The sequence below is a fragment of the Facklamia sp. P12932 genome (assembly GCF_050409545.1).
Classification (GTDB): Bacteria; Bacillota; Bacilli; order Lactobacillales; family Aerococcaceae; genus Facklamia.
Genome location: NZ_JBNUPG010000004.1, coordinates 14328 through 37106, shown reverse-complemented (window position 1 = coordinate 37106; position 22779 = coordinate 14328). Strand labels below are relative to the sequence as shown.

Sequence of the window (22779 nt, the reverse complement as noted above, 5' to 3'; positions counted from 1 at the left end):
ACTTCAGCAGTCACATTAATGATTTCCATACCAAGTCTCCTCTTATTACCTATGTCAGCATATCCTATAGATCGGATCATTGCCAAACAAAGACCAGGATAATTTAAGCTATTTACAATTAGTCATATTCAGCCAACTAGCAATTTCTTCAGCTATTTTTTCAGGTTGGTCTTGATAGATAGCATGACTCGCGTTTTCGATAATTTTCATGCTTATATTATCATTTAAATTTTTAGATCTTTTTAGCTTGGTCGGTAAAACCTCTTGAAGATCACTAATCAGAAGCAATGTAGGTGTTTTATATGCTTTACTAGTAATCGATAACTGAATCGAATGATTAAGACTCAAAAGATTCAAAGCGCTCTCCTCGTTCATATATTTATAATTACCGCTAGATAGGATCTGTTTTGCATTGATCAGTTCATCTTCCAGTGATACTCCAAAATCTTCACTTGAGATAATCCCTCCATCAAGTAAAATGACTTTAGTAATATTACTTAAATGTGCAGCTAGAAAAGCAGCTATTTCACCCCCGATAGAATGCCCTATTATAACAGATGGTTTCTCCCCGATAGTATCCTTATAAAAGTTAATCAGGTCTTCTTTAGCTACTACATTGTCATTAAAGGCCTCTTCATGTCCGGGTAAATAGAGATAATTTACTCCTAAGCCTTTTTTAGACAATAATTTCAAAAAAATTTCACTCTCTTCCTTCATGCCACCAAAACCATTAATAAAATAGATACATTCTTCTAACATATTGCTCTCCTTAATCTTATCAAAGACAGATTGTTAAAGTGGTTAAATACATAAATTAATTATACAGCGATACTAAGACAACTTTCAAAGTGTTTTGAATGTTCCACAAACTTGCTCAATGGATAAAAATCATACATTTATGGGGACTTTAACTCAACTTATAAGCAAATAATAATAATTACATTTTAACATAGTAATAGTTGCTGTGTTTAGCTTGTTTATACCGTAGCTATTATCATTTATGTTGGTCTAGTAGCCTATTGATATACCAGTTATTCATCTTTGTACTCTTGTCGCAACAATCTTATTCTCTTTTGTACAATTTGGAGTCATTTCTTAATAAATTGTTGAAAATTTACCTTACTTTTACTTAGAATTTACTAAAAATTTACAATGCTCTGCTAACTTATATCTAGATGAATAAATCATCAATAAATTATAAAGAAGGATTGAGTCAATGAAAAAAACAGTAATTCTATCATTATGTGCTTCTGTATTAATGTCAGTATGTGCCCCTACAATGATTTTTGCTAAACAAGAAGAAGGTCAATGGTCGGAACTTCCAGTAGCAACCTTGGAAGAAGGCCGTGCGTTAACTGAAGATTTATCTCTTATTTCTAAAAACCGAGCAAAATATGTCTTCTTATTTATCGGAGATGGCATGGGAAATATCCCTGTTTCTGCGGCTGAATATTACTTAGGTCCAGATAATGGTGACGAAGGTAACGGTCAAGCAGTCGCTCAACCGTTAAATTTTGCTAAATTTCCTGTTGTTGGTCTGCAAAACCCAACCGATGCTGACCATTATGTTCCGGACTCTGCTGGTACTGCTACCGCATTTGGAAATGGCGTAAAGATTGATTCAAACGTCATTGGTCTAACACCTGGCTATACCGAACAAACAGAATCAATTGCTGAAAAAGCTCAAGCTCAGGGAAAAGCCGTTGGTATCCTATCGACAGTAACTTTAAATCATGCGACTCCTGCTGCCTTCTATTCAAACGTTGAACACCGTAGAAATTATTACGAAATTGGTGAACAAATGTCTGCTTCAAACTTTGAATATTTTGCAGGGGGTTCTCTTGGTAAGCGAACAGGTGCTGAAGATGATCAAAAAGACTTATACGAGGTATTAGAAGAAAAAGGATATATGGTAGCAGATACTCAAGAAGAATTCGATACTATTACTGCTGACACTGAGAAAGTTTATGCACCTGCATCTGTTCTTTCTGAATCAGATGGTTCTTCTATGAAATATGCGATTGATCGACAAGAAGGTGAACCTACATTAGCAGATATGGTCGCTAAAGGAATTGAAGTCCTAAGCGCTAACGAAGAAGGTTTCTTCATGATGACAGAATCTGGTAAGATTGACTGGGCAGAGCACGCTAATGATGCCGCAACAACTATTAAAGAAGTGATTGACTTTCAAGACTCGATCCAAGAAGCAATTGATTTCTACTATGAACATCCTGAAGAAACTTTAATCGTTGTAACTGCTGATCATCCTACCGGCGGTTTCACCATCGGAAACTCGGAAACAGGTTATAACTCTTACTTCCATTTACTAGACAATCAAAAAGTTTCTCAAGAACAATTTGATGTAATCTTTGCTAAGGCCAAAGAAGAAAATCCAGAAATGACTTTTGAAGATGCTGTTCCATTACTAGAAGAAAACTTCGGATTTATCTTTGACCTGGAAGCAGAAGAAGTTGTAAAGACTGCTGGCGAAGTCGAGAAAGCGGCTGAAGAAGGTGAAGAAGAAGCCAAAGACTTAATGTTAGTAACACCTTATGAATTAGCAGAATTACGTTATGCTTTCGAACAAACAATGAAACCATATGAAGAACGTAATCTGGGTCAAGCAGATATTATCAAAGGCTACCATGCATATGAACCATTATCAATCGCTGCTACACGTCTATTAGCACGTAAAGCTGGTTTAGCATTCACAACTGTTGACCACTCACCTGAGAAAGTTCCAGTTTTTGCAATCGGTGCTGGCGCTGCAATGTTTGAAGGTAATTTTGAAAATACAGATATTGCCTATAAGATTTTAGCAGCCATGGGATTATATGAAGGTGGCGATACTAAAATGGCTCCTTTAGAAGTAACAAAGAAGTTTTCTGGATCTATTGAGGAAAACGATAAAGAAGAAGCTTCTGAAGAAACAGTTGAAGTAGAAGAAGTTTCTGAAGAAAGTGTTGAAGAAAGTTCAGATTCTGAAACAAGTGAGGAAAGTTCTGAAGATTCATCGGCTGAAGAAAGCAGTAACTCTGAAGAAGAACCTGAAGAAGTAACTGAAAGCTCTGCTGAATAATTAATACATTAGTCACAAAAAGCACAGCTAAGATAAGGCTGTGCTTTTATTCTTTAAGGAGAATCTTATGCAACTTAAATCTATTTTAGCAAGTTTCCTTTTGTTTATTTCCCTACTCTCACCTTGTTCTCTTGTTAAAGCTGAAAGCTCAAGCATGAAAGAATTACCTTTCAGCGGATACTATCTAGCCCCTGAAGCAAGTAGTATTGAAGGATTGCTTTTTCAAGAAAACCAATTAATCATCTATATTAAAGATGAATCAGGGTATGCTCACCCTGTTTATGGACACGACCATGAAGATAACTATGATAATGAACAGCAAGATGTGGAAAAAGATATTAAATCAAACAAAGACCATCACGATGACACCATTGATCAAGAATTTATAGAATGGTTATTCGAATTTAATGCTTACCCTTATCCAGACCTTAAGAATTATTCTATATCTGTTCAAGAGAGATATAAGAAAGAAAATAATCTTCCAATTAACTTAAAAGAAGTTTATCTAGCCATTGTAGATCAGATAACACCTGAAATGACACAAAGAAATATCTTAGACTTGATTAATCAAACGATTCCTGACATTTCATATACACAAAAAAATGATTATAATTATTTCACTATTTCCTGCCCAACTATCACTGTAAATAACGATCATTGGACCGTCCAATTATTCGGTGAAGAAATTTTTTCTTTTGTGCAACAGTCTGGACAATTAATAGATAATCATGGAAATACTTATGAATACATTGACGGAATTAAACCCAACTAATTGCTGAAAGGTGTGAACTAATGAAAAGAATATTTATTACTTTATTAATTTTAACTGCCTTAACCCTTAATCTACTTTTTCCACACGCCACTTTCGCACAAGCAGAAGCTGATGTTAAAGAAACAAACCATATGAAAGTAGACGGTCATCACCAAGGACATCACATTAAGGCTAATTTTATCCCTGATAAAATTCTTAATCCTGACGATAGTCTATATGAAGCACCAGAAAAAATTGAAAAGTACGTTGGTATATATCAAGCACAAGCAACAGTTCCTAAATTGAATCTTAACTTAGATATCATTGTCTCAATCGAAGAAAGTGGCTTATTTAATATGGCCTACTATTTTACACAACGAGAAAAAGGAGAAAGTATACGTTTCTACGTAGATGAGAATGAAACAATTGAATCTATACCCGCTCCATATCAAGACCTCGTTATCTTGACAGGAGGTCTCAAAGAGTTTGAAGGTGGCTTAGGCTCAGGCTTAATTCGTAAAACGGTGTCACCGGTAGTACTATTAAATAATCAAGGCAAACCCGAAAGCTTATATCCTTATCAATCAATGGCATATGATCTGCGAGAAAATTATCAAAATGCTAGGGTTTATCAAGACCTTGGTCTTTATATAGTAAATGATGAAATTGTGATCGATGTAAACCATTTGATTGGTCTAGATGATGAACAAGAAAATAGAATCGCATTAAAAGCTACAAGTTTTAAAAATGAAGATGCTTTCCTAGTTGAAAAGAAAACATATGAAATTCTTCAAAAAGCTTTTGATCACTATCTTGATGATTATAATGATTTTAAGCTTCAATTTAAAAATAGTAATGACTTTGTTCAAGTCATTCAAGCAATGCATTTGAAGACCAACGCCAGTTTTCCTGCCGATACTAAATTTGAACTGATCGATCCTAGTCAAGTCAATAAAGATTCTGAAAGTGCCCATACATTTGCTTTGCTCATTAATGACCAAATCTTATATTTTTATGATGGACACAAATTATTTGTTGCAAATGAAATTGAAAATAATAATAGATGCTATTCTGCAAATGAATGGCAAACGAATTAATAGTTGAAGTCACCGAAAATTAAATTCTAAAATTTTCCATCCAGCCAAACCCTATTAAATAATCAACAACTACAAATAATCCCTTGTTAGATTGAGCAAATCGATTGAAGATAAATACCATCTTTGCTAATGTTTAAATAAAGGAGATGGTATGAATGTTTTTAGTTATGCAACATATAAAACCTAAAGTAGGCAAAACAGAAAGCATCATCAATAAATTATCGAATCGTGAAATCATAAATGATCAACCAGGTTTCATTAATTTATCAATCAGTAGAGGCATTGAAGAGGATTTAATTGTGGTTTTAGGCTCATGGAAATCACAAGAAGATTGGAAAAATTGGGAAAATTCAGAAGATCGAAAAAAATTAGACGATCCAGATGACAGTGAAATTGAATCGATGGAGTCACATAAATTAGAAATTCTAAAGGACGAAAAAATGCCTAAAAAATAATCCAAGTTATCTTAAATAATTCGATAGGATTAGGAAACAAAAGAGCAAGCAGCATGTGTGCTGTTTGCTCTTTATTTAGTTAATTGATTATAAACTATCTATCAAATCTAACATCTCACTATTTTCAGGGATAACTTTCATGGAATGACCGTAGTGAATATATCTCAACTCACCCTTTTTATCTACCAACATTTGAGCTGGCATCCGTCCCATCTTAAAAAGATTTACTTCTTGACCATACAATTTTAATACCGAATGGTTTGGATCAGGTAGACCATAAAATTCTAAGTCATTTTCATGCCAGTAGTCTGCGAATTTTTTATCGTTTTCAGGACCAATGACGACAATAGCGGTGTCTCTTTTTTCAAACTGATTATAATCTTTATGCAACTGCATCATGTGCTTGCGGCAGAAAGGTCATATAAAGCCTCTGTTTAATACAAGCATTACATTTTTACTTCCTCTGAAAGCTGAAAGCTTAACTGTCTTTCCTTCGAAATCTTCTAATTCAAAGTCTGGTGCCTTTTTATTGACTTCAATACTTGCCATAAAATTCATCTCTTTCCTTTCACTGATTAAACAATATACTATTTAAAAATCACTATCTTTCAGCTTTATTAAATCAATAAAGTGGTTTAATGATTAATCTTAAAGGATTAACTTTTTATATCCACTTTAATAAAACACTTTAAATAGTTGATACATACAACTTACCACTCATTGCTTAGTCATTTTAAATATTTACAAAGCTTATTGTTATAATGTTTTTGTTTAAAAATAAGAGACATGAATTTAATTTCATGTCTCTTATTTTTAATTTATATCAACACTTTTGACCTACTCATTAGCTTCAGTAAGAACTTTTTGAACAGCTGGATCTTCCTTAAGATGTTCTACCATACGCTTAACGTTTGGATAGTCTTTATACGTTTTTTCTAAATTCTTAGTCCAAGTTGCAAAAATGAATGCTAATGGATCAAGCACAGTACGTTTATTTTGGTAGAGGTGATTAGAATCACCAATAATATCATCAAGATGTTTGAAGTTCGCATCAATACGAGCAGGTGCTGCCGCACGAGCCATTTCAATTACATCTATGTCTTCAGATGTTGTATAACGCTGTGGGTTAAAGAACGGCCAGAATGATGGATGAATATCTGCAGAAAGGAATAGAGATGTTTCATCAAACTCAAAAACATTTTCTAACCCTTCATTAGGTCCTAAATCTTTTTCTGGAACGGAATTAGCAATGTATTGTAAAATTGCTCCTGCTTGAGTCATCGGACGATCGGCTCCAATTTCAAGAGCAGGAACCATTCCTAAAGGATTAATTTTACGATACTCAGGATCATTGTAATCCACACGAATGGTTTCATACTCAAGACCAGACCATTCTAAAGCGATCCAGCAAGCCAAGGAACAAGTACCAGGTGCATAGTATAATTTCAACATTTTATCAAACCTTTCTTTTTTTTATTGATTATATTATAGCATTAAAAAGTGTCATAGGAAATAATTGAGTGAATTCGATAGCATGCTTTTAAAATAAGAGTAAGCTAGTAACTAACTAATTTTAAACAGCAGCTGTAACTCCTCCATCAATGACAAACTCAGATCCAGTTGAATATCTTGCTTCATCGGAAGCTAAGAATACAACTAAATTAGAAACTTCTTTAGGCTGAGCCACTCGGCGCATAGGAATAGTTTCTTTAAATTTATCAACCGCTTCCTTAACACCCGGTTGTTCTAACATTGGTGTGTGTACTACACCAGGATGGACAGAATTAACGGTTATATTATATGGAGATAACTCTCTCGCTGCTGATTTCGTCATTCCTCTAACCGCAAACTTAGTGTCTGTATATCCGATCGCCCCACCTACTAAACCATTCATAGAAGAAATGTTAATTATAGAACCATACTTTTGTTGCTTCATAATAGGTGTTACGGCTTTAATACCTAAAAAGACGGAAACTTGGTTGATATTCACAATTTTCATGTAATCGTCTAATGAAACATCTTCAATTTTCATATTATAAGTGATACCTGCATTATTAACGAGCGAGTCTATCCTGCCCCATTTATCCATTGTCGCATCAATTACCTTTTTCCAGTCACTTTCCTTGGTCACATCTTGTTTAACAAATAGAACATTTTGACCAAGTTCTTTAGCAACTTCATTCCCTTTTTCTTCATTAATATCAGTAATGACAACCTTAGCTCCTTCAGCTAAAGCGACCTCTGCATGCACTTTCCCCATCCCTTGAGCGCCGCCAGTAATAATTAAAACTTTACCTTCTAATCTTTCCATTTTGTTTCCTCCTAATATAATTTAATACTTCCTCCATCGACCATAAATGTTTGACCTGTGATGTAACGTGATTCATCACTTGCTAGAAAAACTGCGACTGGTGCGATATCTTTGTCAATATCACCAAATTTTTGGAGTGGAATACCTTGAACGACTTTTTCATAATATTCAGGGTTTTCAGCACGCCAAGCATCGACACCTTCAGAATAGGCTATAGGTGAAATGACATTCACATTGATACCATCTTTACCAAACTCATTCGCCATCACACGCGAAATCCCACGAATCGCTTCTTTGGCTGCTACATAAGCCCCTTGATGGTTATCACCCTTAATGGCTGCTCCTGAACCAAAATTAATGATATTTCCTTTAGTCTTTTTAAGATATGGAATAGCTAGTTGGCTCAAGAAAAAGGTAGCATAGAAACCAGACTCCATTGATAGAGCTAAATCTTCTTCTGTAATATCTAAGAAGCTCTTCATCCTTGAAGCATGAGCATTATTGACCAACACATCGATTTGATGATAGCGGTCAACAACCCCTTGAATGCACGTTTCTAAGGCTGATTTTTTAGTCAAATCAGTCTTGATAAAGAAGGTATTATATCCCTCCTCATTTAGAGAACGGCTTAAAGCCTCGCCTTTTTCTTGATTAAGATCGACGATTGCTACTTTTGCCCCTTCTCTAGCATAGGCGCGGACAATGGCTGAACCAATTCCACCAGCCCCGCCTGTTACTATTGCCACTTTATCTTTTAAGCGCTCCATTCTATTTCCCCCTTATAATTTATTTTTGAATCTGTAACATCTGCATATTTTAATCATACGCCACTTTAAGAAAATTGGCTAATAAAGCGACTCGTAAAAACGTCCTTAGGGTTGCTATAAATACATTTGTTAAAATTTTAAACAGTTAGGATAAAAATAATTTTAATCCTTTATATTTAAATTCCGTATAGGGCGGATCATTCAGTTGAAGCATATCTTCTTGAAGCATTTCCTGTAATAAAGTGTTGATATATAAGTCACCGATCTCTGTAAGTTCTATAAAAGCTTGCAATTCTTTTTTAAAAGCATCTTGATAGCTATTCGGATCTTTTAAATAACTAATTACAAAATCTTTTTCTTCACGACTATATTCCATTTAACCCCCTCCTTCTCTATTAAAAGCATCCTCTTATCCATATTCGGTGGCAAACCAGACGGCTTAAAAAAACCTCCTGCTGATACAGGAAGTTTAAATAAGTCGCCCACTTAATCTTCATAAGATTTAAAGGGATTGTTTGAATTAGGTAATCGGTCTGGTGTAATGGTTAAGCCCATTTCTCTTTGTTCATGATTCAATTCTTTGATGAGGGATAAAATAACTAAAATAAGAATGAAAACAAAGGGTAAGGAAACGATTATTAAGACATTTTGAATAGCTAGTAAACCGCCAGACAATAGTAAGACAACCGCAATAATTGAAAGTGTAAATCCCCAAGTAATCTTAGTTCTATTATTAGGCTTGATATTACCTTCTTCCGACAACATGGCCAAAACAAAAGTCGCTGAGTCCGCTGACGTAATAAAAAATGAGACAACAAGAATAATCGCCACTAAAGAAAGAAGGCCGCTTAAAGGATAATAGTTAAAGGTTGCAAATAGCAACTGTTCGGGTTCAAAAGCTGTTAAGTCGGCTATATTCATTTGAACATTGGCTGCTAAAGTTCCAAAAGTAGAGAACCAAATAAAACTTAATAGCGTAGGAAGTAGAAGTACCACCGTTAAAAACTCACGTATGGTGCGTCCGCGCGAAATACGGGCTATAAAAATCCCCACGAAGGGCGACCATGAAGTCCACCATGCCCAATAAAACAAAGTCCAAGTATTAATCCACTCCCTCTTATCCCTATCAAAAGCGGCTGATCGAAAACTCATTTCAATAAAATTTTGTAAATAATTACCCAATGATTCTGTAAATGTGTTTAAAACACCGACAGTCGGGCCTACAATAGCGACAATGGCTAATAGACAGCCCGCTAAAAGCAGGTTTAAATTGGAAAGAATTTTAACCCCTTTTCCTAAACCTGAAATAGCAGAAAGTATAAATAAGATCGTTGTGATAATTATAATAATAATTTGGACACTATTAGAAATAGAGATATTAAACAAATAATTTAACCCTCCATTAATTTGGGCTGCGCCAAAACCAATAGTAGTTGCGACCCCAATAACAGTGGCAACAATCGTTATTGTATCCACTACTGTTCCGATCCAGCCCGTTGCTTTATTTCCTAGTAAAGGTTTTAAAGTATGAGATAATAGGTAGTTTTCTTGCTTACGAAAACCAAAGTAAGCTAGGGCAAGTGCTACCACACCATAGATCGCCCAACCATGTATCCCCCAATGGAAAAAAGTAAAGCGAAAGGCATCCGCTAACGCTTCTTGACTTCCTGCTGGAGCAATCGGAGTCGAAATAGCAAAGTGTGACAAAGGTTCTGCCGCTCCGTAAAAAACAAGCCCAATTCCCATACCAGCGGAAAACATCATAGCTACCCAAGAAGTGGTCGAATATTCAGGTTTTGAGTCGGGTTCTCCTAAACGAATCTGGCCTAAGGGACTAAGTATGAAATAAATACAAACTAATAATATTAGTGGAATGAGTAGAAGATAAAGCCAACCAAAATTGTTTGCCACCTGATCTTTTAAAATTTGTGTTCCAACACTTAATTCATTAGGAATAAAAATACCTAAAATAACTAATAAAAATGACGTTATAAGCGATGCATGATATACTGAAATTTCTTTTAACTTTTTCAAATCATTCCTCCTAAATTCATTTTAAAACAGGGCTTTTATACTATCAAAATTGACTTTGTTTGTAAAATTTACCCATTTTTCATCTTAAGACTTGTTGTTTTTGACAAGATTTTATATAGTTAATATTTATAAGTATTCAATAGAAAGGATGCCCTTATGACCAAAAAAATTATTGGTAAAATTACTAGTGCTTATTTTATCTTCACCATACTGACCACACTTTTTGTCCATTTAGGTTTAGAAATTAAAAAAAATGAATTGGTAACTTTCGATACTCCCATTCAAAGCTGGGTACGCGACCTTCAAAATCCCTTGATGGACAAAATCATGCTCTTTATTACCCACTCTTCAAGTGCCATACCAGTCTTAATTTTTTTCGCCATCATCCTTTTAATGCTTTTTAAAAAAAGAGCCTTTAATAAAATGCACTTCCTATTGATAGCTATTCCGGGAACTTTGGTTATTAATACAATTCTAAAGTTGATTTTCCAAAGAGACCGACCAGATTTGCTCAATCTTTTAATCGAAGAAAACTTTTATTCTTTCCCATCTGGTCATGCTATGATTAGTTCTACCGCTGTCTTTGCCATAATGGTCTTATGTTGGCGTAGCAAGCACTTTTATAAAATTTTAACTTTAGGTTTAATTTATACTTTTCTAGTTGGTTATTCCCGCGTTTATCTAGGAGTACATTTCCCTTCGGATATTATAGGCGGCTGGATGATTAGTTTCGCTTGGGTGGTCTTAGCTCAAAAATTAATTTTAAACAAGAATGTGATTGAATAAAAAAGCCAGCTCAATTGTACTGACCCCTTAAACCCGAACAAGGTTTTAGGGGGTCGGTACATTGAGCAGGACTCTTTTTTTAATTAGCTTAAAATCTTAAAGATAAACACGTTAAGCTACCGTCAATTTTCTTAAATTCATCAGTATTTACTACTTTTACAGGATAACCTAAACTTTCAATATGTGCTTGTGTTTTAGGGTGACCTTCAGGAACCAGCACCGTCCCATTGATATAAAGACTGTTGATGGCATAGAGTTCTTCCGCTTCAACCACATATCGCTTATATTTTTGGAAATCCTCGACCTTATTCATCACCGGACTAACTAACATATTGTTATTTTCTAAATAAATAACAAAGTCTTTTAAGTGCAGTCCTTCTGTGACCGACACCGTTGAAGAAGTATAGCCAAACTGGCGCACAATTTGGTCAAATTGTTTAGCCCCTTCTTGATTAGTTCGATCGGATAAGCCCACATAAAAATGCTTATCTACTAGCATCACATCTCCACCCTCCATAGTTCCGGGTGCCTCAATGTAAAAGATTTGATCTTCTTTATAGAAATCCTTAAGTACTTTTTTCATTTCATATTTTTCTCCATTACGCGATTCTTTGGGTGAATTAGTCACAATCGCAAACTCTGCCATAACCACAGCTGGATCTTCAACAAAACAAGAATCAGGGTATTCTTCTAAAGGCTCTAAAGCAGTGACTTTTACTCCTAATTCTTCCAATGCTTTGACATAGTTAGCGTGTTGCACCAAGGCATCTTCATAAACTGGTTGCTCTTTAGAGAACATTCCAGTCGTAATACCTTCTAACATTGATTGACTAGGTGTTCTAACGATGGCATGCGAAAATTTTAACATGTAATTCCTCCTGTTTTTTTAGTTATTGATGTGTTGGCACTATTGTATTTATTCAAGGACTTGTATTTATTTTATTTGTTCAATTAATTTGTTATCAATACTTAACAAATCAATTAGGACAATGTCTTCATATTTGATTTCGTATAACTGATTTTCAGTCAAATCATCGATTGTTGAAGAAGAAAGAACAAATGATTCCTTGGTTTTTTCTATAATCCTACCTTGAAGTATAAAATCATTCTCGGTAGTTATAATAGATACTTGTTTATTCACTAAGATAGGCTCATTGATTGGGTCTTTTCCTTGAAATTGTTGTTCATAATCTTTGGTCAGTGAATATGGGTCGTAAAGATTAATTGATTTATTATAATCAATTATTTTTTTAAAATTTTTAAGATAGCAAGTTGAAGAAACGATATTGGATATAAATGCATTTTTCCTATATTGAAAACTCTCAATCATTCCATATTCATTAATTGAAATTAGAGTTGAGAAGTCGTCTTCAATTGCAATTAAGTATCCAAGTGAAAAATATTCTTCATTTTTGTTACTAAATTCAGAATAAATTTCTACTAATTGATTTGTTTTTAAAGTTAATTCTAATTCATTCATATAAATCAGCTCCTTAATTAGATTGCTAAATTCTCATGAAATTCACTCCCTTTTTTTAGTGGTTATAGGTGGGGTTAGTGAATGGCCGTTTGTAATCTTTCTATTATTTAGGCTTTTTAGTAAAACTTTGTAACCTATTGTCCTCCTATAAAATGAAAAAGTTCCAGCATAGGCTTTGGTTCTAGTAGGATACACTATTCCTCCAAAAACAAAGTGATGGTTTTCTAACAATGCATTATAATTCATAGCTTATCTCTTCAAATAAATCAGCTTGTTCCACTCCTGCTTTTGTCTTTTCATGCTCCTTTCTTTCAATAGATAATCTTTCAACTTTTTTCTCTAGACTCTTCCATTAATAAGTTGAACTGTCTTACACTTTCCTCTCGGAATATAGGAAGGACAGATTGTTTATCGATATATTTTACATTTCCACTGAAACTTTGCTTTAATCGAAAGGCTTCTCCTAAACGTTCACTATAGTCGAAAATGCTAATAGGTGTGTGTCTAATCGCATGCTTGATAGATAGTCTCCCAATTTTTATTTGTTCAATTTAAAGCTTTATTAAGCATCGGTATATTTAATTAGTTAAAAAGCTAGTGTCTTAAAACTATCCACCTGCAAGATGTTTGTATTTTCTTTTAATCGTTTAAGTATTGATTTATTGCCGATACCATTTAGCTCTTTGAACGATAAAATCAGCTTTGCAATCGCTCGATTCATTTTTTCCAATATTTTCACTCCAATTGATTTGTCTCATTAATTTTATCAAAAAAACGCTTTAAAGTCTTAGCTATTCATAGTTAATATTTAGAGAATCTAACTTCGGAATGACCGATATAAAAGACGCTCCTGCTGCTTAAACTCTATTTTTTTGACTTACAAGCTATGAGGAGTAAAACGAAGCCATAGATAGACAACCGTCTATATAAGAGAATGTAAATGAATTGAGAAGAACTTAGTTTATTACTAAAAGCAATCGCCGATCCTAATCGTCTCAAGATCTTAGAACTTATTTCATGTCAGGGAAAGAGAGCTAGTGAACAAGCCACGACCTATTGCTGGCATTGAGAATTTAAAAGTAGCTAATTTCAGTTCTGAAATTTCCCCTTCAAAGGTAAATTGATTAGGATTAGAAACGAAGCCTCCTAACTGTTGACTCCATTAAACATTACGCCTAAAAAAGAGTGCCCTTCACTGATTAAAAATACCCTTTAACCGGTTAAGATTCCATTGTTTTTAATAACTCATAATTGCTTGACTTCCTCATCCGTTAAAGTAACTCCTTTGCCCATCTTATCATGATCAGGTAAACAATCTCCAAGGCCCTATTTAGCAGGACACTTATTCCATGAAAGAAGATTGAATTCTTTAGACCATCCTTTATTAGCGGAAAGACTCCCAATGGTTTCAATATTTTTGTAAGTAATAGCTGCCCTTTTAAAGTAGTCTTATTTTTAAACGAATAGCCGCCCTCTGTTTCTATCCATCTTATAGTCTTCATTACCGTCATTATTATCACTAATCCTTCCAGTTTAATTTACCATAAGCCTCGATGACTAAAAACTATTATAATCAAAAGCACTTATCTCTAAGAGACAAGTGCTTGATCGTATTACGGATATTCTTTTGCTTTTAAATTTCTTTCTAAATGGGTTTCTTTCACAAGAATTATTCATCTATAGTGAGTAGTGAAACCTGAGCTAAAATTTCTTTCTAAGTACTGCTTGCCATAATCCGTCATATATAACAAAAAAATTATGCAAAGATTGGCTTTTAATGATTATTTCCATTTTAGCAGTAACATTTAGCTTTTTAGTAGAGACGTAACCATTCTTGTAATATAGATAAACTCTTAAAGAAATGAGTTGCCTTCTCCTTCCTCCGCTATTGGTTGATAGGCACTAAAAATTAAATGAATTCCGCTTGCTTAAAAGCTTTTATTTCTTGGACCATCATGGCTAAAGCAATAAGAATTACAATCAAATCAACTAGTGCTTCTGCCCACCAAACAGCCCCACTTCCAAATATTCCAGGTAAGATAAGCAAAGCTGGTACGAATAAAATAAGTTGTCTTAACAGAACAATAATCCCAGCTTTTTTACCATTGCCAATCGATTGGAAAAATGTGATTGCCATATTCATAGCTGCATAAAGTATATATACTGAGAAAAACAGTCTAAAATGCCCCACTCCACGTTGGATAATTTCTTCGCTCACGTTAAATAAACCAAATATTCTTGCAGGGAAAAATTGTGCCGGTAGGTAGAACACTAAAGATAATATAGTACCTGATAGGATAAAAATCTTCATCGTTTCTTTAACTCTTGCATACTGCTTCGCTCCAAAATTAGCCCCTATAATAGGTTGAAGGGCTTGACTCATACCCCAAAGTGGAATAAATGAGAAGCCATAAAACCTCAAGGTCGCAGCCATTAGTGTTGCCCACTCATCACTTCCATATTGAAAGGCTTGTCGATATAACAAGCTTTGTTGAACCATAAATAAAATCTGCATGAGCATAGCTGAAATACCTACCCCCACCATTTCTTTAGAAAGTTCATTAGCCTTTTTGATTTTTCCTATCTTTACAACATCACTCTTATAACGGAAATAATACAAGGTAAACCCTGCTTGAACAGATTGAGCCAAGATTGTAGCTAAGGCTGCTCCTTCTATTCCATATTCTCCCATCGCAATCATGAAAATAGGGTCAAGAATTATATTGAGAATTGCTCCAAGCCCCATTATCAGCATAGCCTTTTTTACTTGGCCTTCGCCTCGCATGACCATATTAGATGATTGAACATAATTGATAAAAAATGACCCTGCGAAAATAATTCTCACGTATCGAAGACCTAGCTCTTTGATTGCTCCACTTGCTCCTAATAAATCTAGAAAATAAGGAGATAAAAAGATTCCAAATACTGTAATCAAAAGTGATAATACAATTACCCAATAAACTAAGTTCCCCATTATCTTATCGATTTTCTCCTGATCACCTTCTCCTAAGGCTCTTGATAAAATAGAAGCACTCCCTATTCCAATCAATGTCGATACGCCATTATTTACAAAAGTAATCGGCGCAGAAACAGAGCAAGCCGTCATGGCAGCTTCTCCTAAAATATTTCCAGCAAAAATTCCATCCATCAAAGGAAACAGTCCGATAACGAGCATACCGAGTACAGCTGGAACAGCCTGATGAAACATAAGTCGAACAAGATTATCCGTTAAAAGTCTTTCTTTCATTGTTTTTTCCATTTTGTTTTCTCCCTTCTTTGAAAAGTGCTACAAACATTTTTTCTATAATTTCTTTATTTTTTTTAAAATTATCTCTAGCTTCTAAAATATCTGCCCCTAAAATCATTGAATTAATAAAATCTGTCACAAAATCATAGAGTGCATCATTCAATAAAAATTCTGGAACATTCCTTTGAAGCTGACTAAATTCTTCCCTACTTTGTGCTTTTAACTGGTTAAAGATACTATTGAGCTTTTTGCTTCTCTTTTTTTCAATTAAAAATTGGACATAAATTTCCATATATAAATTATCATCCAGTATTTTTTCGACGAGTTGTTTTGCTATAAACTCTATTTCATACCCTTGCTTGAACTCACTTAAGTTGGATTTGATTACTTCATTTCTATAATGTATCCCATCAACCATTAGGTCATGAAGAATATCAATGGTGCTTTTATAATAATGATAGAAGCCTCCTTTAGACATGGTCGTTTCGTTAATAATATCTTCCATCGTAGTATTAGCGAACCCTTTACTAACAAATACTTTTCTGGCTGCTTCTTTAATTTCATTTTTTCTTTCTTCTGGCTTTAATCGCCTAGCCGAGCACATGCAACCCCCCCTTTTTTATATACCGACGGTATCGTCGATAACAGTTTATTATTCTTACTTTAGAGAGTCAAGAGTTTTTATAAAAAAGAATGCTCTAAATTTTACCCCCCGTGCAAATCTCGTTCCATACAACGAAGTAAGAAAATATTAAATAGTTTACGTCTAAATTTTTTAACGGCTTCTGAGACACTTATTAGTCGTGTCCCTTAGAGTGCGTCCTTTAATTCATTCATTGAAACAATATGGGTTGTTAAAATAGGTTGAAATACAGCTTCCTTCGTTTTTAATCGGTAGGATTATAACGCTTGAGTAAGTTTGAGACGTTTCACTTTTTTAAGCTCCTAATTGAATTGCGAATTAGGGGCTTTAGATAATGTAAAAACTCATTAAACCTTTCTTCTTGACAAACTAAAAAAAATTAATATAATAATGTGTGTAAACGGTTACACATGGAGGTGTGAAGTTTTTGGTAACAATTCGTGATGTGGCAAATGAAGCAGGCGTTTCAGTCGCAACTGTTTCGCGCCTGATGAATAACAGTGGTTATGTGAGCGAACAATCCAAACAAAAGATTCTTTCGGCGATTAAAAAATTAGATTATATCCCTAATGAAATTGCTAGATCTTTAAATAAACAGTCGATGAAAATTCTTGGTTTATTGGTTCCGGATATTACTAACCCTTATTTTCCTTCTTTAATCAAGGGAGTCGAACAATGTGCCTTGCAACACGACTATATGCTTTTATTAGGCAATACCGAAGGCCAAGAAACGATTGGTGAGAACTATCTTAATTTTTTTAAACAATATAAAGTCGCTGGATTAATCAAAATTGATGGGACTCATCTAAACACACCTGAGGACGTTCCAACCGTCTCATTAGACCGGATGAATGATCAAGATCGGTTTGCAGTAATCTCTGATGATTTTTATGGCGGAGAACTCATTGGACAAACTATTCTTGAAACTAATCATGGCTCTATTTTGATTATGACGGGTCCAATGGATATTCAAGTGTCTAAAATGCGTTTACAAGGAATACAGTCTGTATTTGATCAATATAAAATCGACTATCAGATATATTCTACTCCGTCCTTCCAGACAGAATTTGCAGATCAAATTGCCAAGGAGATTATTCGTGACTATCCCAATATTGATACGGTGATTGCTCCTAATGATATCTATGCTTTAGCCCTTATCCAAGCTTGGAATCAATTAGGTTCTATTATCCCAGAAGATGTCCAAATCATTGGGTATGATGGAATTGTCTTTGGAGCCTATGCCCATCCGAGTTTAACTACCATTGAACAACCGGCTTATAAAATAGGTTATCAGGGAACAGAATTGTTACTAGCTATTATTAACCAACAAATAGATCCTGAAATATCTAAAATCATCCAAGTCAAACCGCGATTATTAAAAAGAAATTCTTTAAGGGAGGTAAAATAATGGTAAAAATTGCAGTCATTGGAAGTATATCTACTGATTTTGTGGTGACTTCTAAACGAAGACCCCAAGCTGGAGAGACTATTTTTGGGGAATACTTTGAAACTTATTTTGGTGGCAAAGGAGCTAATCAAGCCGTTGCAACCAGCCGACTGGGTGCAGAAACTTATATGTTAGGAGCAGTGGGAGCTGATAAATTTGGTGAAAGTTTAATAGCCAATTTGCAAAATAACCGGATTGAAGTTTCACACATTAAAACAAAGAAGCAGCTCCCTTCAGGTTCTGCCATTATTAATGTTGTTGAAGGCGAAAATACGATCATTTATGTAGCGGGAGCTAATGATGCTTATTCAAGCGAACAAGTTCTAAAAGAGCAAGCATTTCTCACTACCTGTGATTTAATTCTAATCCAAAATGAAAGTCCCATCGAAACGGTTGAAACCCTTATACAACAAATGGCTGATGCCTCTTGTCAAATAATATATAACCCTGCGCCCGCTCGCTCATTTAATCCACAATTGATGGCAGCTATCGATTACATCACACCTAATGAACATGAATTTCGCTTAATGTTCCCAGATCAAGAAATGGCAGAAGTTCTGGCTCAATATCCGAACAAAATGATTGTAACCTTAGGAGCTCAAGGGGCCGTCTTTCATAATGGACATGAACTTATTGAAGTCCCTTCCTATAAAGTTGATCAAATTGTAGATACTACTGGGGCTGGTGATACATTCAATGGTGCGCTCGCCTTTGCTATTGGCAACCAGTTCGAACTCGAAGAAGCAATTCGTTTTGCCAACTTAGCCGCCGCCCTATCAATCGGAAAAGAAGGGGCTCAAAAAGGAATGCCTACTATCAAACAAATGAAGGAGAGTGTATATTTTGAAAAAACATGGGATATTAAATAGTCATATCTCCAAAGTTTTATCCGATATGGGCCATACTGATCAACTAACAATTGCAGATTGTGGTCTTCCTATCACAACGCATGTAGAAAAAATTGATTTAGCTATTCGCTTAGGTGAGCCTGATTTTATCAGTGTTTTAAAAACAGTAATGAGTGATATGAAAATTGAACGGATTGTTCTCGCCGAAGAAATCAAACAATATAATCCGAATTTGCTAGCTGAAATCCAGCAATTAGTAAATCCACTTATTGAGATTCAATTTATAGATCATAACTCATTCAAGAAGCAGACCCATAAAAGTAAAGCGATCATAAGAACAGGTGAGGCGACTCCTTATGCAAATATTATTTTGCAATCAGGCGTCATTTTCTAGGGGGGAGTATTATGGAAATTCAAATGACTAATATCCATAAACAGTTTGCAGCCAACCAAGTCTTAAGAGGAGTAAACTTCGACTTAAGAAGTGGAGAAGTCCATTCACTAATGGGTGAAAATGGAGCTGGAAAATCAACTTTAATGAACATTTTAACCGGTCTATTATCAGCTGACCAAGGAAAGATTACCATTAATGGAAAAGAATCATTGTTTGATAATCCTAAAGATGCTGAAAATAATGGCGTTAGCTTTATTCATCAAGAATTGATAACTTGGCCAAAGATGACCGTCTTAGAAAACATGTTTATGGGGAAAGAACTTACCAAATATGGCCTTTTCTGTGACCAAGCTACCATGAAATTAAAAGCTAAAACTATTTTGCAAGAATTAGGTATTCAGATTGATCTTGATGCCTTGATGGGAACACTCAGTATCGGTCAACAACAACTAATTGAAATTGCCAAAACACTGATGAACGATGCTTCTGTCATTATCATGGATGAACCAACAGCTGCTTTGTCAGACCATGAAATTGATACACTCTTTTCTATAATCCAAAAACTTAAGCAACAAGGAGTCGCAATTGTATACATCTCGCACCGCTTGAAGGAAATATTTCAAATAAGCGACCGTATCACTGTCATGCGCGATGGCATTTCGATTATGACTAAAGATGTTACCAACACGGATGAGAAAGAAATTGTTCGTGCAATGGTGGGTCGAGACATTGGGGATTACTATCCGAGTAAACGTTCAGAAGTTGGCCGTACACTTTTAGAAGTTAACAAGCTAACGGTGAGTGAAAAATTTGAGGATATCTCTTTCACTTTGAAACAAGGGGAAATACTCGGTGTGTCTGGACTGATGGGAGCAGGACGTACAGAAATTATGTCGGCTATCTTCGGCTTGCTTCCGATTGAGCGCGGAACTATTAAAATTAATAATCAGCCTGTGCTTCTCTCTTCACCACTTCATGCTATTAAACAAGGAATTGGTTACTTAACTGAAAACCGTAAAGAGGAAGGCCTTATTTTAGACTTTTCGATTAAAGAAAATATTGGAATCACTGCCTTTAAAGAATTTTCTAAAAACGGTTTAATTCACACCAAGGAAGAAGAAGATTTTGTGCAGTTACTCATCGAACGTTTGGCTATAAAGACAATGGATATGCATCTACCAGTGACTTCCCTATCTGGTGGGAATCAGCAAAAAGTGGTCTTAGCCAAATGGATTGCTGCTGGAACTCAAATTTTAATTTTGGATGAACCTACCCGTGGAGTGGATATCGGTGCTAAACGAGAAATATACTTGTTGATGCGTGAATTAACCGATCGAGGTGTTGGTATCATAATGGTATCAAGTGATTTACCTGAAATAATTGGAGTCAGTGACCGTGTACTTGTTATTCATGAAGGAAAACTGAATGGCTGTCTGTCCCATGAAGAATTATCGGAAGAACGCATCATGACTTTAGCTACAGGAGGAAAATAATGGATAAAGTTGAAAAGAAATCATCGAAAAAGCAATTTGATTTAAGAAGATTAGGTCCAGTATTGGCCTTAATTGTTTTGTTTGTTCTCGTTACCCTCTTAAATCCAAATTTTATTAAAATAAATAATTTACTTAATTTGCTTAGACAAGTCTCAATTAATGCCTTTATAGCATTCGGTATGACCTTTGTCATTATCACTGGGGGTATTGACTTGTCGGTCGGCTCTGTCTTAGCTTTGTCAAGCGCGATAGTCGCATACTTAATGATGTATGGTATGAGCCCTATACTTGCTGTTTTAATTGGGGTCTTACTTGGGGGACTTTTAGGAGCAATTAATGGATTAATTATAACTAAGGGGAAGGTTGTTCCATTTATTGCTACCCTTTCAACTATGACTATCTATCGCGGATTAACTTTGGTACTAACGGGAGGAAATCCTCTCACTAAATTTGAAGGGGGGCAATTTTTTGAATCCATTGGAAGGGGGTATTTATGGAAAATTCCAGTGCCGGTTCTTCTAATGTTGGTTGTTTTTGGCATTCTCTACATGCTTTTGCATCGCACAACATTTGGACGGAAAACTTTTTCCGTTGGAGGAAATGAAAAGGCGGCTTATATTGCTGGAATTAATAGTCATCGAGTTAAACTTATTGTCTACACTATCTCCGGGGCTTTGGCTGCCACTGCAGGTTTAATCTTAACTTCACGATTAAACTCAGCGCAACCAACTGCTGGAGTCGCTTATGAAATGGATGCCATCGCTGCTGTTGTCATTGGTGGTACAAGTATGGCTGGAGGTCATGGTCGCATCATTGGAACCTTAGTCGGCGCTTTAATCATTGGTACGTTGAATAATGGTTTAAACTTACTTGGAGTATCTAGTTTTTATCAACAAATTGTTCAAGGTATCGTTATATTAATCGCTGTTCTATTAGATCGGAAAGAAAAATAACTATATAAAAGGAGCATTCAAATGAAATCTATAAAAAAAATTACTATCGCCTTGTTCGCTATTTTACCACTTGTTCTATTAAGTCTAACTGCTAAGCTACAGGTTAAGGCAGAAGAAGAATATACAATAGGTCTAGCAATTTCCACTACCAATAATCCCTTCTTCGTCGATTTACAAGAAGGTGTTGAAGAGGCTGCAAAAGAAATGGGAGCCACTGTTAAAATTGTTGACGCACAAGATGATGCAACAACACAGCTTAATGGATTGGATGACTTAATCACTCAAGGAGTAGATATTTTACTCATTAATCCCGTTGATTCCGATGCTATAGTCCCTGCTATTAAAAATGCTAATGAAGCAAAAATTCCTGTTATTACCATTGACAGAAACGCTGCAGAGGGTGAAGTTGTTTCATTAGTAGCCTCTAATAACTTAGATGGCGGTAAGATGGCTGCTGAATTCATTATTGAAAAGGTTGGAAAAGGTGCGAAAGTTATTCAATTAGAAGGTGTTCCAGGCGCTTCTGCAACAAACGAAAGAGGGGAAGGTTTTGAAGAAGGAGCCAAAGATCAATTAGAGCTTATCGCTAGTCAATCTGCTAACTTTAACCGTTCAGAAGGATTAACTGTTATGGAAAATCTTCTTCAAGCACACCCTGATGTTCAAGCTGTCTTTGCTCAAAATGATGAAATGGCTTTAGGGGCTATTGAAGCTATTAAAGCTGCTGGTTTAGAAGAAGAAATTCTCGTGATAGGATTTGATGGCAATGACGATGGTTTGGAAGCGGTCAAAGAAGGTGAATTGGCTGCAACAATCGCTCAACAACCTAAAGAAATGGGACATTTAGCGGTTGAAGCTGCCATCAATCATTTAAAAGGAGAAAAAGTTGAAGAATCCATTGCTTCTCCGTTAGAATTAGTAATTAAAGACACACTAGAAGAAAAATAATTCACTTTTCATTTAATAGTTTTAAGACCTCACGACACTTATTTAG

The 22779-nt window shown here is 35.1% G+C and carries 23 protein-coding genes and 1 pseudogene; 11 read left to right on the top strand and 13 right to left on the bottom strand.

From position 1 onward, the window contains the following. Positions 1-108: 108 nt before the first annotated feature. Positions 109-759: an alpha/beta hydrolase gene (locus ACQV2P_RS02635; protein WP_428885251.1), complete on the bottom strand. Its 651-nt coding sequence runs from the start codon at positions 757-759 to the stop codon at positions 109-111. A gap of 457 nt (positions 760-1216) precedes the next feature. Here ACQV2P_RS02635 and ACQV2P_RS02630 point away from each other — a divergent pair, with 457 nt between their 5' ends. From ACQV2P_RS02630 to ACQV2P_RS02615, 4 genes are all read left to right on the top strand, one after another. Continuing rightward, positions 1217-3079 (top strand): alkaline phosphatase, encoded by a 1863-nt coding sequence (locus ACQV2P_RS02630; RefSeq protein WP_428894601.1) that lies wholly within the window; start codon positions 1217-1219, stop codon positions 3077-3079. A gap of 67 nt (positions 3080-3146) precedes the next feature. Beyond that, the gene (locus ACQV2P_RS02625) at positions 3147-3851 is read left to right on the top strand and encodes a hypothetical protein (RefSeq protein WP_428892544.1); all 705 of its coding nucleotides are present in this window, start codon (positions 3147-3149) and stop codon (positions 3849-3851) included. Between the two features lie 20 nt (positions 3852-3871). After that, entirely contained in the window at positions 3872-4927 is a 1056-nt protein-coding gene (locus tag ACQV2P_RS02620; RefSeq protein ID WP_428874068.1) for a hypothetical protein, read from the top strand. A gap of 155 nt (positions 4928-5082) precedes the next feature. Continuing rightward, the gene (locus ACQV2P_RS02615; protein WP_428874925.1) at positions 5083-5382 is read left to right on the top strand and encodes an antibiotic biosynthesis monooxygenase family protein; all 300 of its coding nucleotides are present in this window, start codon (positions 5083-5085) and stop codon (positions 5380-5382) included. A gap of 87 nt (positions 5383-5469) precedes the next feature. Here ACQV2P_RS02615 and ACQV2P_RS02610 read toward each other — a convergent pair whose 3' ends face one another. The 6 genes from ACQV2P_RS02610 to ACQV2P_RS02585 all read right to left on the bottom strand — a co-directional run bounded on the left by ACQV2P_RS02610 (position 5470) and on the right by ACQV2P_RS02585 (position 10494). Next, entirely contained in the window at positions 5470-5931 is a 462-nt protein-coding gene (locus tag ACQV2P_RS02610) for a peroxiredoxin family protein (RefSeq protein WP_428894600.1), read from the bottom strand. 288 nt (positions 5932-6219) lie between these two features. Beyond that, positions 6220-6834: a glutathione S-transferase family protein gene (locus tag ACQV2P_RS02605; RefSeq protein WP_428874066.1), complete on the bottom strand. Its 615-nt coding sequence runs from the start codon at positions 6832-6834 to the stop codon at positions 6220-6222. A 121-nt stretch (positions 6835-6955) separates the two neighbouring features. After that, positions 6956-7693, bottom strand: a complete 738-nt coding sequence (locus tag ACQV2P_RS02600) for an SDR family NAD(P)-dependent oxidoreductase (RefSeq protein WP_428874065.1) — start codon at positions 7691-7693, stop codon at positions 6956-6958. Positions 7694-7704: 11 nt separating this feature from the next. Beyond that, a complete protein-coding gene (locus ACQV2P_RS02595) occupies positions 7705-8460 on the bottom strand; it encodes an SDR family NAD(P)-dependent oxidoreductase (protein ID WP_428874064.1) in 756 nt (251 codons plus the stop codon). Between the two features lie 145 nt (positions 8461-8605). Then, positions 8606-8836 carry a hypothetical protein gene (locus ACQV2P_RS02590; protein ID WP_428874063.1) on the bottom strand — a complete coding sequence of 77 codons (231 nt, stop codon included), beginning with the start codon at positions 8834-8836 and terminating at the stop codon, positions 8606-8608. Positions 8837-8946: 110 nt separating this feature from the next. Continuing rightward, positions 8947-10494, bottom strand: coding sequence for a BCCT family transporter (locus tag ACQV2P_RS02585; RefSeq protein WP_428894599.1), 1548 nt, complete (start codon positions 10492-10494; stop codon positions 8947-8949). 156 nt (positions 10495-10650) lie between these two features. Between ACQV2P_RS02585 and ACQV2P_RS02580 the strand changes: the two genes are divergently transcribed. After that, positions 10651-11280 carry a phosphatase PAP2 family protein gene (locus tag ACQV2P_RS02580; RefSeq protein WP_428892540.1) on the top strand — a complete coding sequence of 210 codons (630 nt, stop codon included), beginning with the start codon at positions 10651-10653 and terminating at the stop codon, positions 11278-11280. Between the two features lie 88 nt (positions 11281-11368). On the opposite strand, the gene ACQV2P_RS02575 is transcribed toward ACQV2P_RS02580, so the two are convergent. The 6 genes and pseudogenes from ACQV2P_RS02575 to ACQV2P_RS02550 form a co-directional block, all read right to left on the bottom strand. Next, entirely contained in the window at positions 11369-12148 is a 780-nt protein-coding gene (locus ACQV2P_RS02575; protein WP_428876349.1) for a dimethylarginine dimethylaminohydrolase family protein, read from the bottom strand. A 66-nt stretch (positions 12149-12214) separates the two neighbouring features. Next, positions 12215-12760 (bottom strand): hypothetical protein, encoded by a 546-nt coding sequence (locus ACQV2P_RS02570; protein ID WP_428894598.1) that lies wholly within the window; start codon positions 12758-12760, stop codon positions 12215-12217. A 586-nt stretch (positions 12761-13346) separates the two neighbouring features. Beyond that, positions 13347-13490 (bottom strand): hypothetical protein, encoded by a 144-nt coding sequence (locus ACQV2P_RS02565; protein ID WP_428874058.1) that lies wholly within the window; start codon positions 13488-13490, stop codon positions 13347-13349. A 515-nt stretch (positions 13491-14005) separates the two neighbouring features. Continuing rightward, positions 14006-14188 (bottom strand): annotated as a pseudogene (locus ACQV2P_RS02560) (YdbC family protein). A 481-nt stretch (positions 14189-14669) separates the two neighbouring features. Further along, the gene (locus ACQV2P_RS02555; protein WP_428874930.1) at positions 14670-16019 is read right to left on the bottom strand and encodes an MATE family efflux transporter; all 1350 of its coding nucleotides are present in this window, start codon (positions 16017-16019) and stop codon (positions 14670-14672) included. After that, entirely contained in the window at positions 15982-16611 is a 630-nt protein-coding gene (locus ACQV2P_RS02550) for a TetR/AcrR family transcriptional regulator (RefSeq protein WP_428874056.1), read from the bottom strand. The genes ACQV2P_RS02555 and ACQV2P_RS02550 overlap by 38 nt, the downstream gene beginning before the upstream one ends. A gap of 466 nt (positions 16612-17077) precedes the next feature. Here ACQV2P_RS02550 and ACQV2P_RS02545 point away from each other — a divergent pair, with 466 nt between their 5' ends. The 6 genes from ACQV2P_RS02545 to rbsB are packed head-to-tail and all read left to right on the top strand — an operon-like array spanning position 17078 to position 22733. Beyond that, positions 17078-18058, top strand: a complete 981-nt coding sequence (locus ACQV2P_RS02545) for a LacI family DNA-binding transcriptional regulator (RefSeq protein WP_428894597.1) — start codon at positions 17078-17080, stop codon at positions 18056-18058. Beyond that, a complete protein-coding gene (gene rbsK / locus ACQV2P_RS02540; RefSeq protein ID WP_428874054.1) occupies positions 18058-18966 on the top strand; it encodes a ribokinase in 909 nt (302 codons plus the stop codon). The genes ACQV2P_RS02545 and rbsK overlap by 1 nt, the downstream gene beginning before the upstream one ends. Continuing rightward, the gene (gene rbsD / locus ACQV2P_RS02535; protein ID WP_428894596.1) at positions 18941-19339 is read left to right on the top strand and encodes a D-ribose pyranase; all 399 of its coding nucleotides are present in this window, start codon (positions 18941-18943) and stop codon (positions 19337-19339) included. Before rbsK ends, rbsD begins: the two co-directional genes overlap by 26 nt. Before the next feature lie 11 nt (positions 19340-19350). Further along, the gene (locus ACQV2P_RS02530; protein ID WP_428874933.1) at positions 19351-20832 is read left to right on the top strand and encodes a sugar ABC transporter ATP-binding protein; all 1482 of its coding nucleotides are present in this window, start codon (positions 19351-19353) and stop codon (positions 20830-20832) included. Continuing rightward, complete coding sequence (locus tag ACQV2P_RS02525; protein WP_428874051.1) at positions 20832-21785, top strand: ABC transporter permease; 954 nt, start codon at positions 20832-20834, stop codon at positions 21783-21785. Before ACQV2P_RS02530 ends, ACQV2P_RS02525 begins: the two co-directional genes overlap by 1 nt. A 21-nt stretch (positions 21786-21806) precedes the next feature. Then, positions 21807-22733, top strand: a complete 927-nt coding sequence (gene rbsB, locus ACQV2P_RS02520; protein WP_428885257.1) for a ribose ABC transporter substrate-binding protein RbsB — start codon at positions 21807-21809, stop codon at positions 22731-22733. Positions 22734-22779: the final 46 nt, after the last annotated feature.

What these genes read in the sequence shown, in the direction of transcription:
- ACQV2P_RS02595 (WP_428874064.1), bottom strand. Translation starts at nt 8,460, where the DNA reads ATGGAGCGCTTAAAAGATAAAGTGGCAATAGTAACAGGCGGGGCTGGT.
- ACQV2P_RS02620 (WP_428874068.1), top strand. Translation starts at nt 3,872, where the DNA reads ATGAAAAGAATATTTATTACTTTATTAATTTTAACTGCCTTAACCCTT.
- ACQV2P_RS02530 (WP_428874933.1), top strand. Translation starts at nt 19,351, where the DNA reads ATGGAAATTCAAATGACTAATATCCATAAACAGTTTGCAGCCAACCAA.
- ACQV2P_RS02555 (WP_428874930.1), bottom strand. Translation starts at nt 16,019, where the DNA reads ATGGAAAAAACAATGAAAGAAAGACTTTTAACGGATAATCTTGTTCGA.
- ACQV2P_RS02615 (WP_428874925.1), top strand. Translation starts at nt 5,083, where the DNA reads ATGTTTTTAGTTATGCAACATATAAAACCTAAAGTAGGCAAAACAGAA.
- ACQV2P_RS02600 (WP_428874065.1), bottom strand. Translation starts at nt 7,693, where the DNA reads ATGGAAAGATTAGAAGGTAAAGTTTTAATTATTACTGGCGGCGCTCAA.
- ACQV2P_RS02525 (WP_428874051.1), top strand. Translation starts at nt 20,832, where the DNA reads ATGGATAAAGTTGAAAAGAAATCATCGAAAAAGCAATTTGATTTAAGA.
- ACQV2P_RS02570 (WP_428894598.1), bottom strand. Translation starts at nt 12,760, where the DNA reads ATGAATGAATTAGAATTAACTTTAAAAACAAATCAATTAGTAGAAATT.
- ACQV2P_RS02575 (WP_428876349.1), bottom strand. Translation starts at nt 12,148, where the DNA reads ATGTTAAAATTTTCGCATGCCATCGTTAGAACACCTAGTCAATCAATG.
- rbsB (WP_428885257.1), top strand. Translation starts at nt 21,807, where the DNA reads ATGAAATCTATAAAAAAAATTACTATCGCCTTGTTCGCTATTTTACCA.
- ACQV2P_RS02605 (WP_428874066.1), bottom strand. Translation starts at nt 6,834, where the DNA reads ATGTTGAAATTATACTATGCACCTGGTACTTGTTCCTTGGCTTGCTGG.
- ACQV2P_RS02635 (WP_428885251.1), bottom strand. Translation starts at nt 759, where the DNA reads ATGTTAGAAGAATGTATCTATTTTATTAATGGTTTTGGTGGCATGAAG.
- rbsK (WP_428874054.1), top strand. Translation starts at nt 18,058, where the DNA reads ATGGTAAAAATTGCAGTCATTGGAAGTATATCTACTGATTTTGTGGTG.
- ACQV2P_RS02550 (WP_428874056.1), bottom strand. Translation starts at nt 16,611, where the DNA reads ATGTGCTCGGCTAGGCGATTAAAGCCAGAAGAAAGAAAAAATGAAATT.
- ACQV2P_RS02625 (WP_428892544.1), top strand. Translation starts at nt 3,147, where the DNA reads ATGCAACTTAAATCTATTTTAGCAAGTTTCCTTTTGTTTATTTCCCTA.
- ACQV2P_RS02630 (WP_428894601.1), top strand. Translation starts at nt 1,217, where the DNA reads ATGAAAAAAACAGTAATTCTATCATTATGTGCTTCTGTATTAATGTCA.
- ACQV2P_RS02590 (WP_428874063.1), bottom strand. Translation starts at nt 8,836, where the DNA reads ATGGAATATAGTCGTGAAGAAAAAGATTTTGTAATTAGTTATTTAAAA.
- ACQV2P_RS02580 (WP_428892540.1), top strand. Translation starts at nt 10,651, where the DNA reads ATGACCAAAAAAATTATTGGTAAAATTACTAGTGCTTATTTTATCTTC.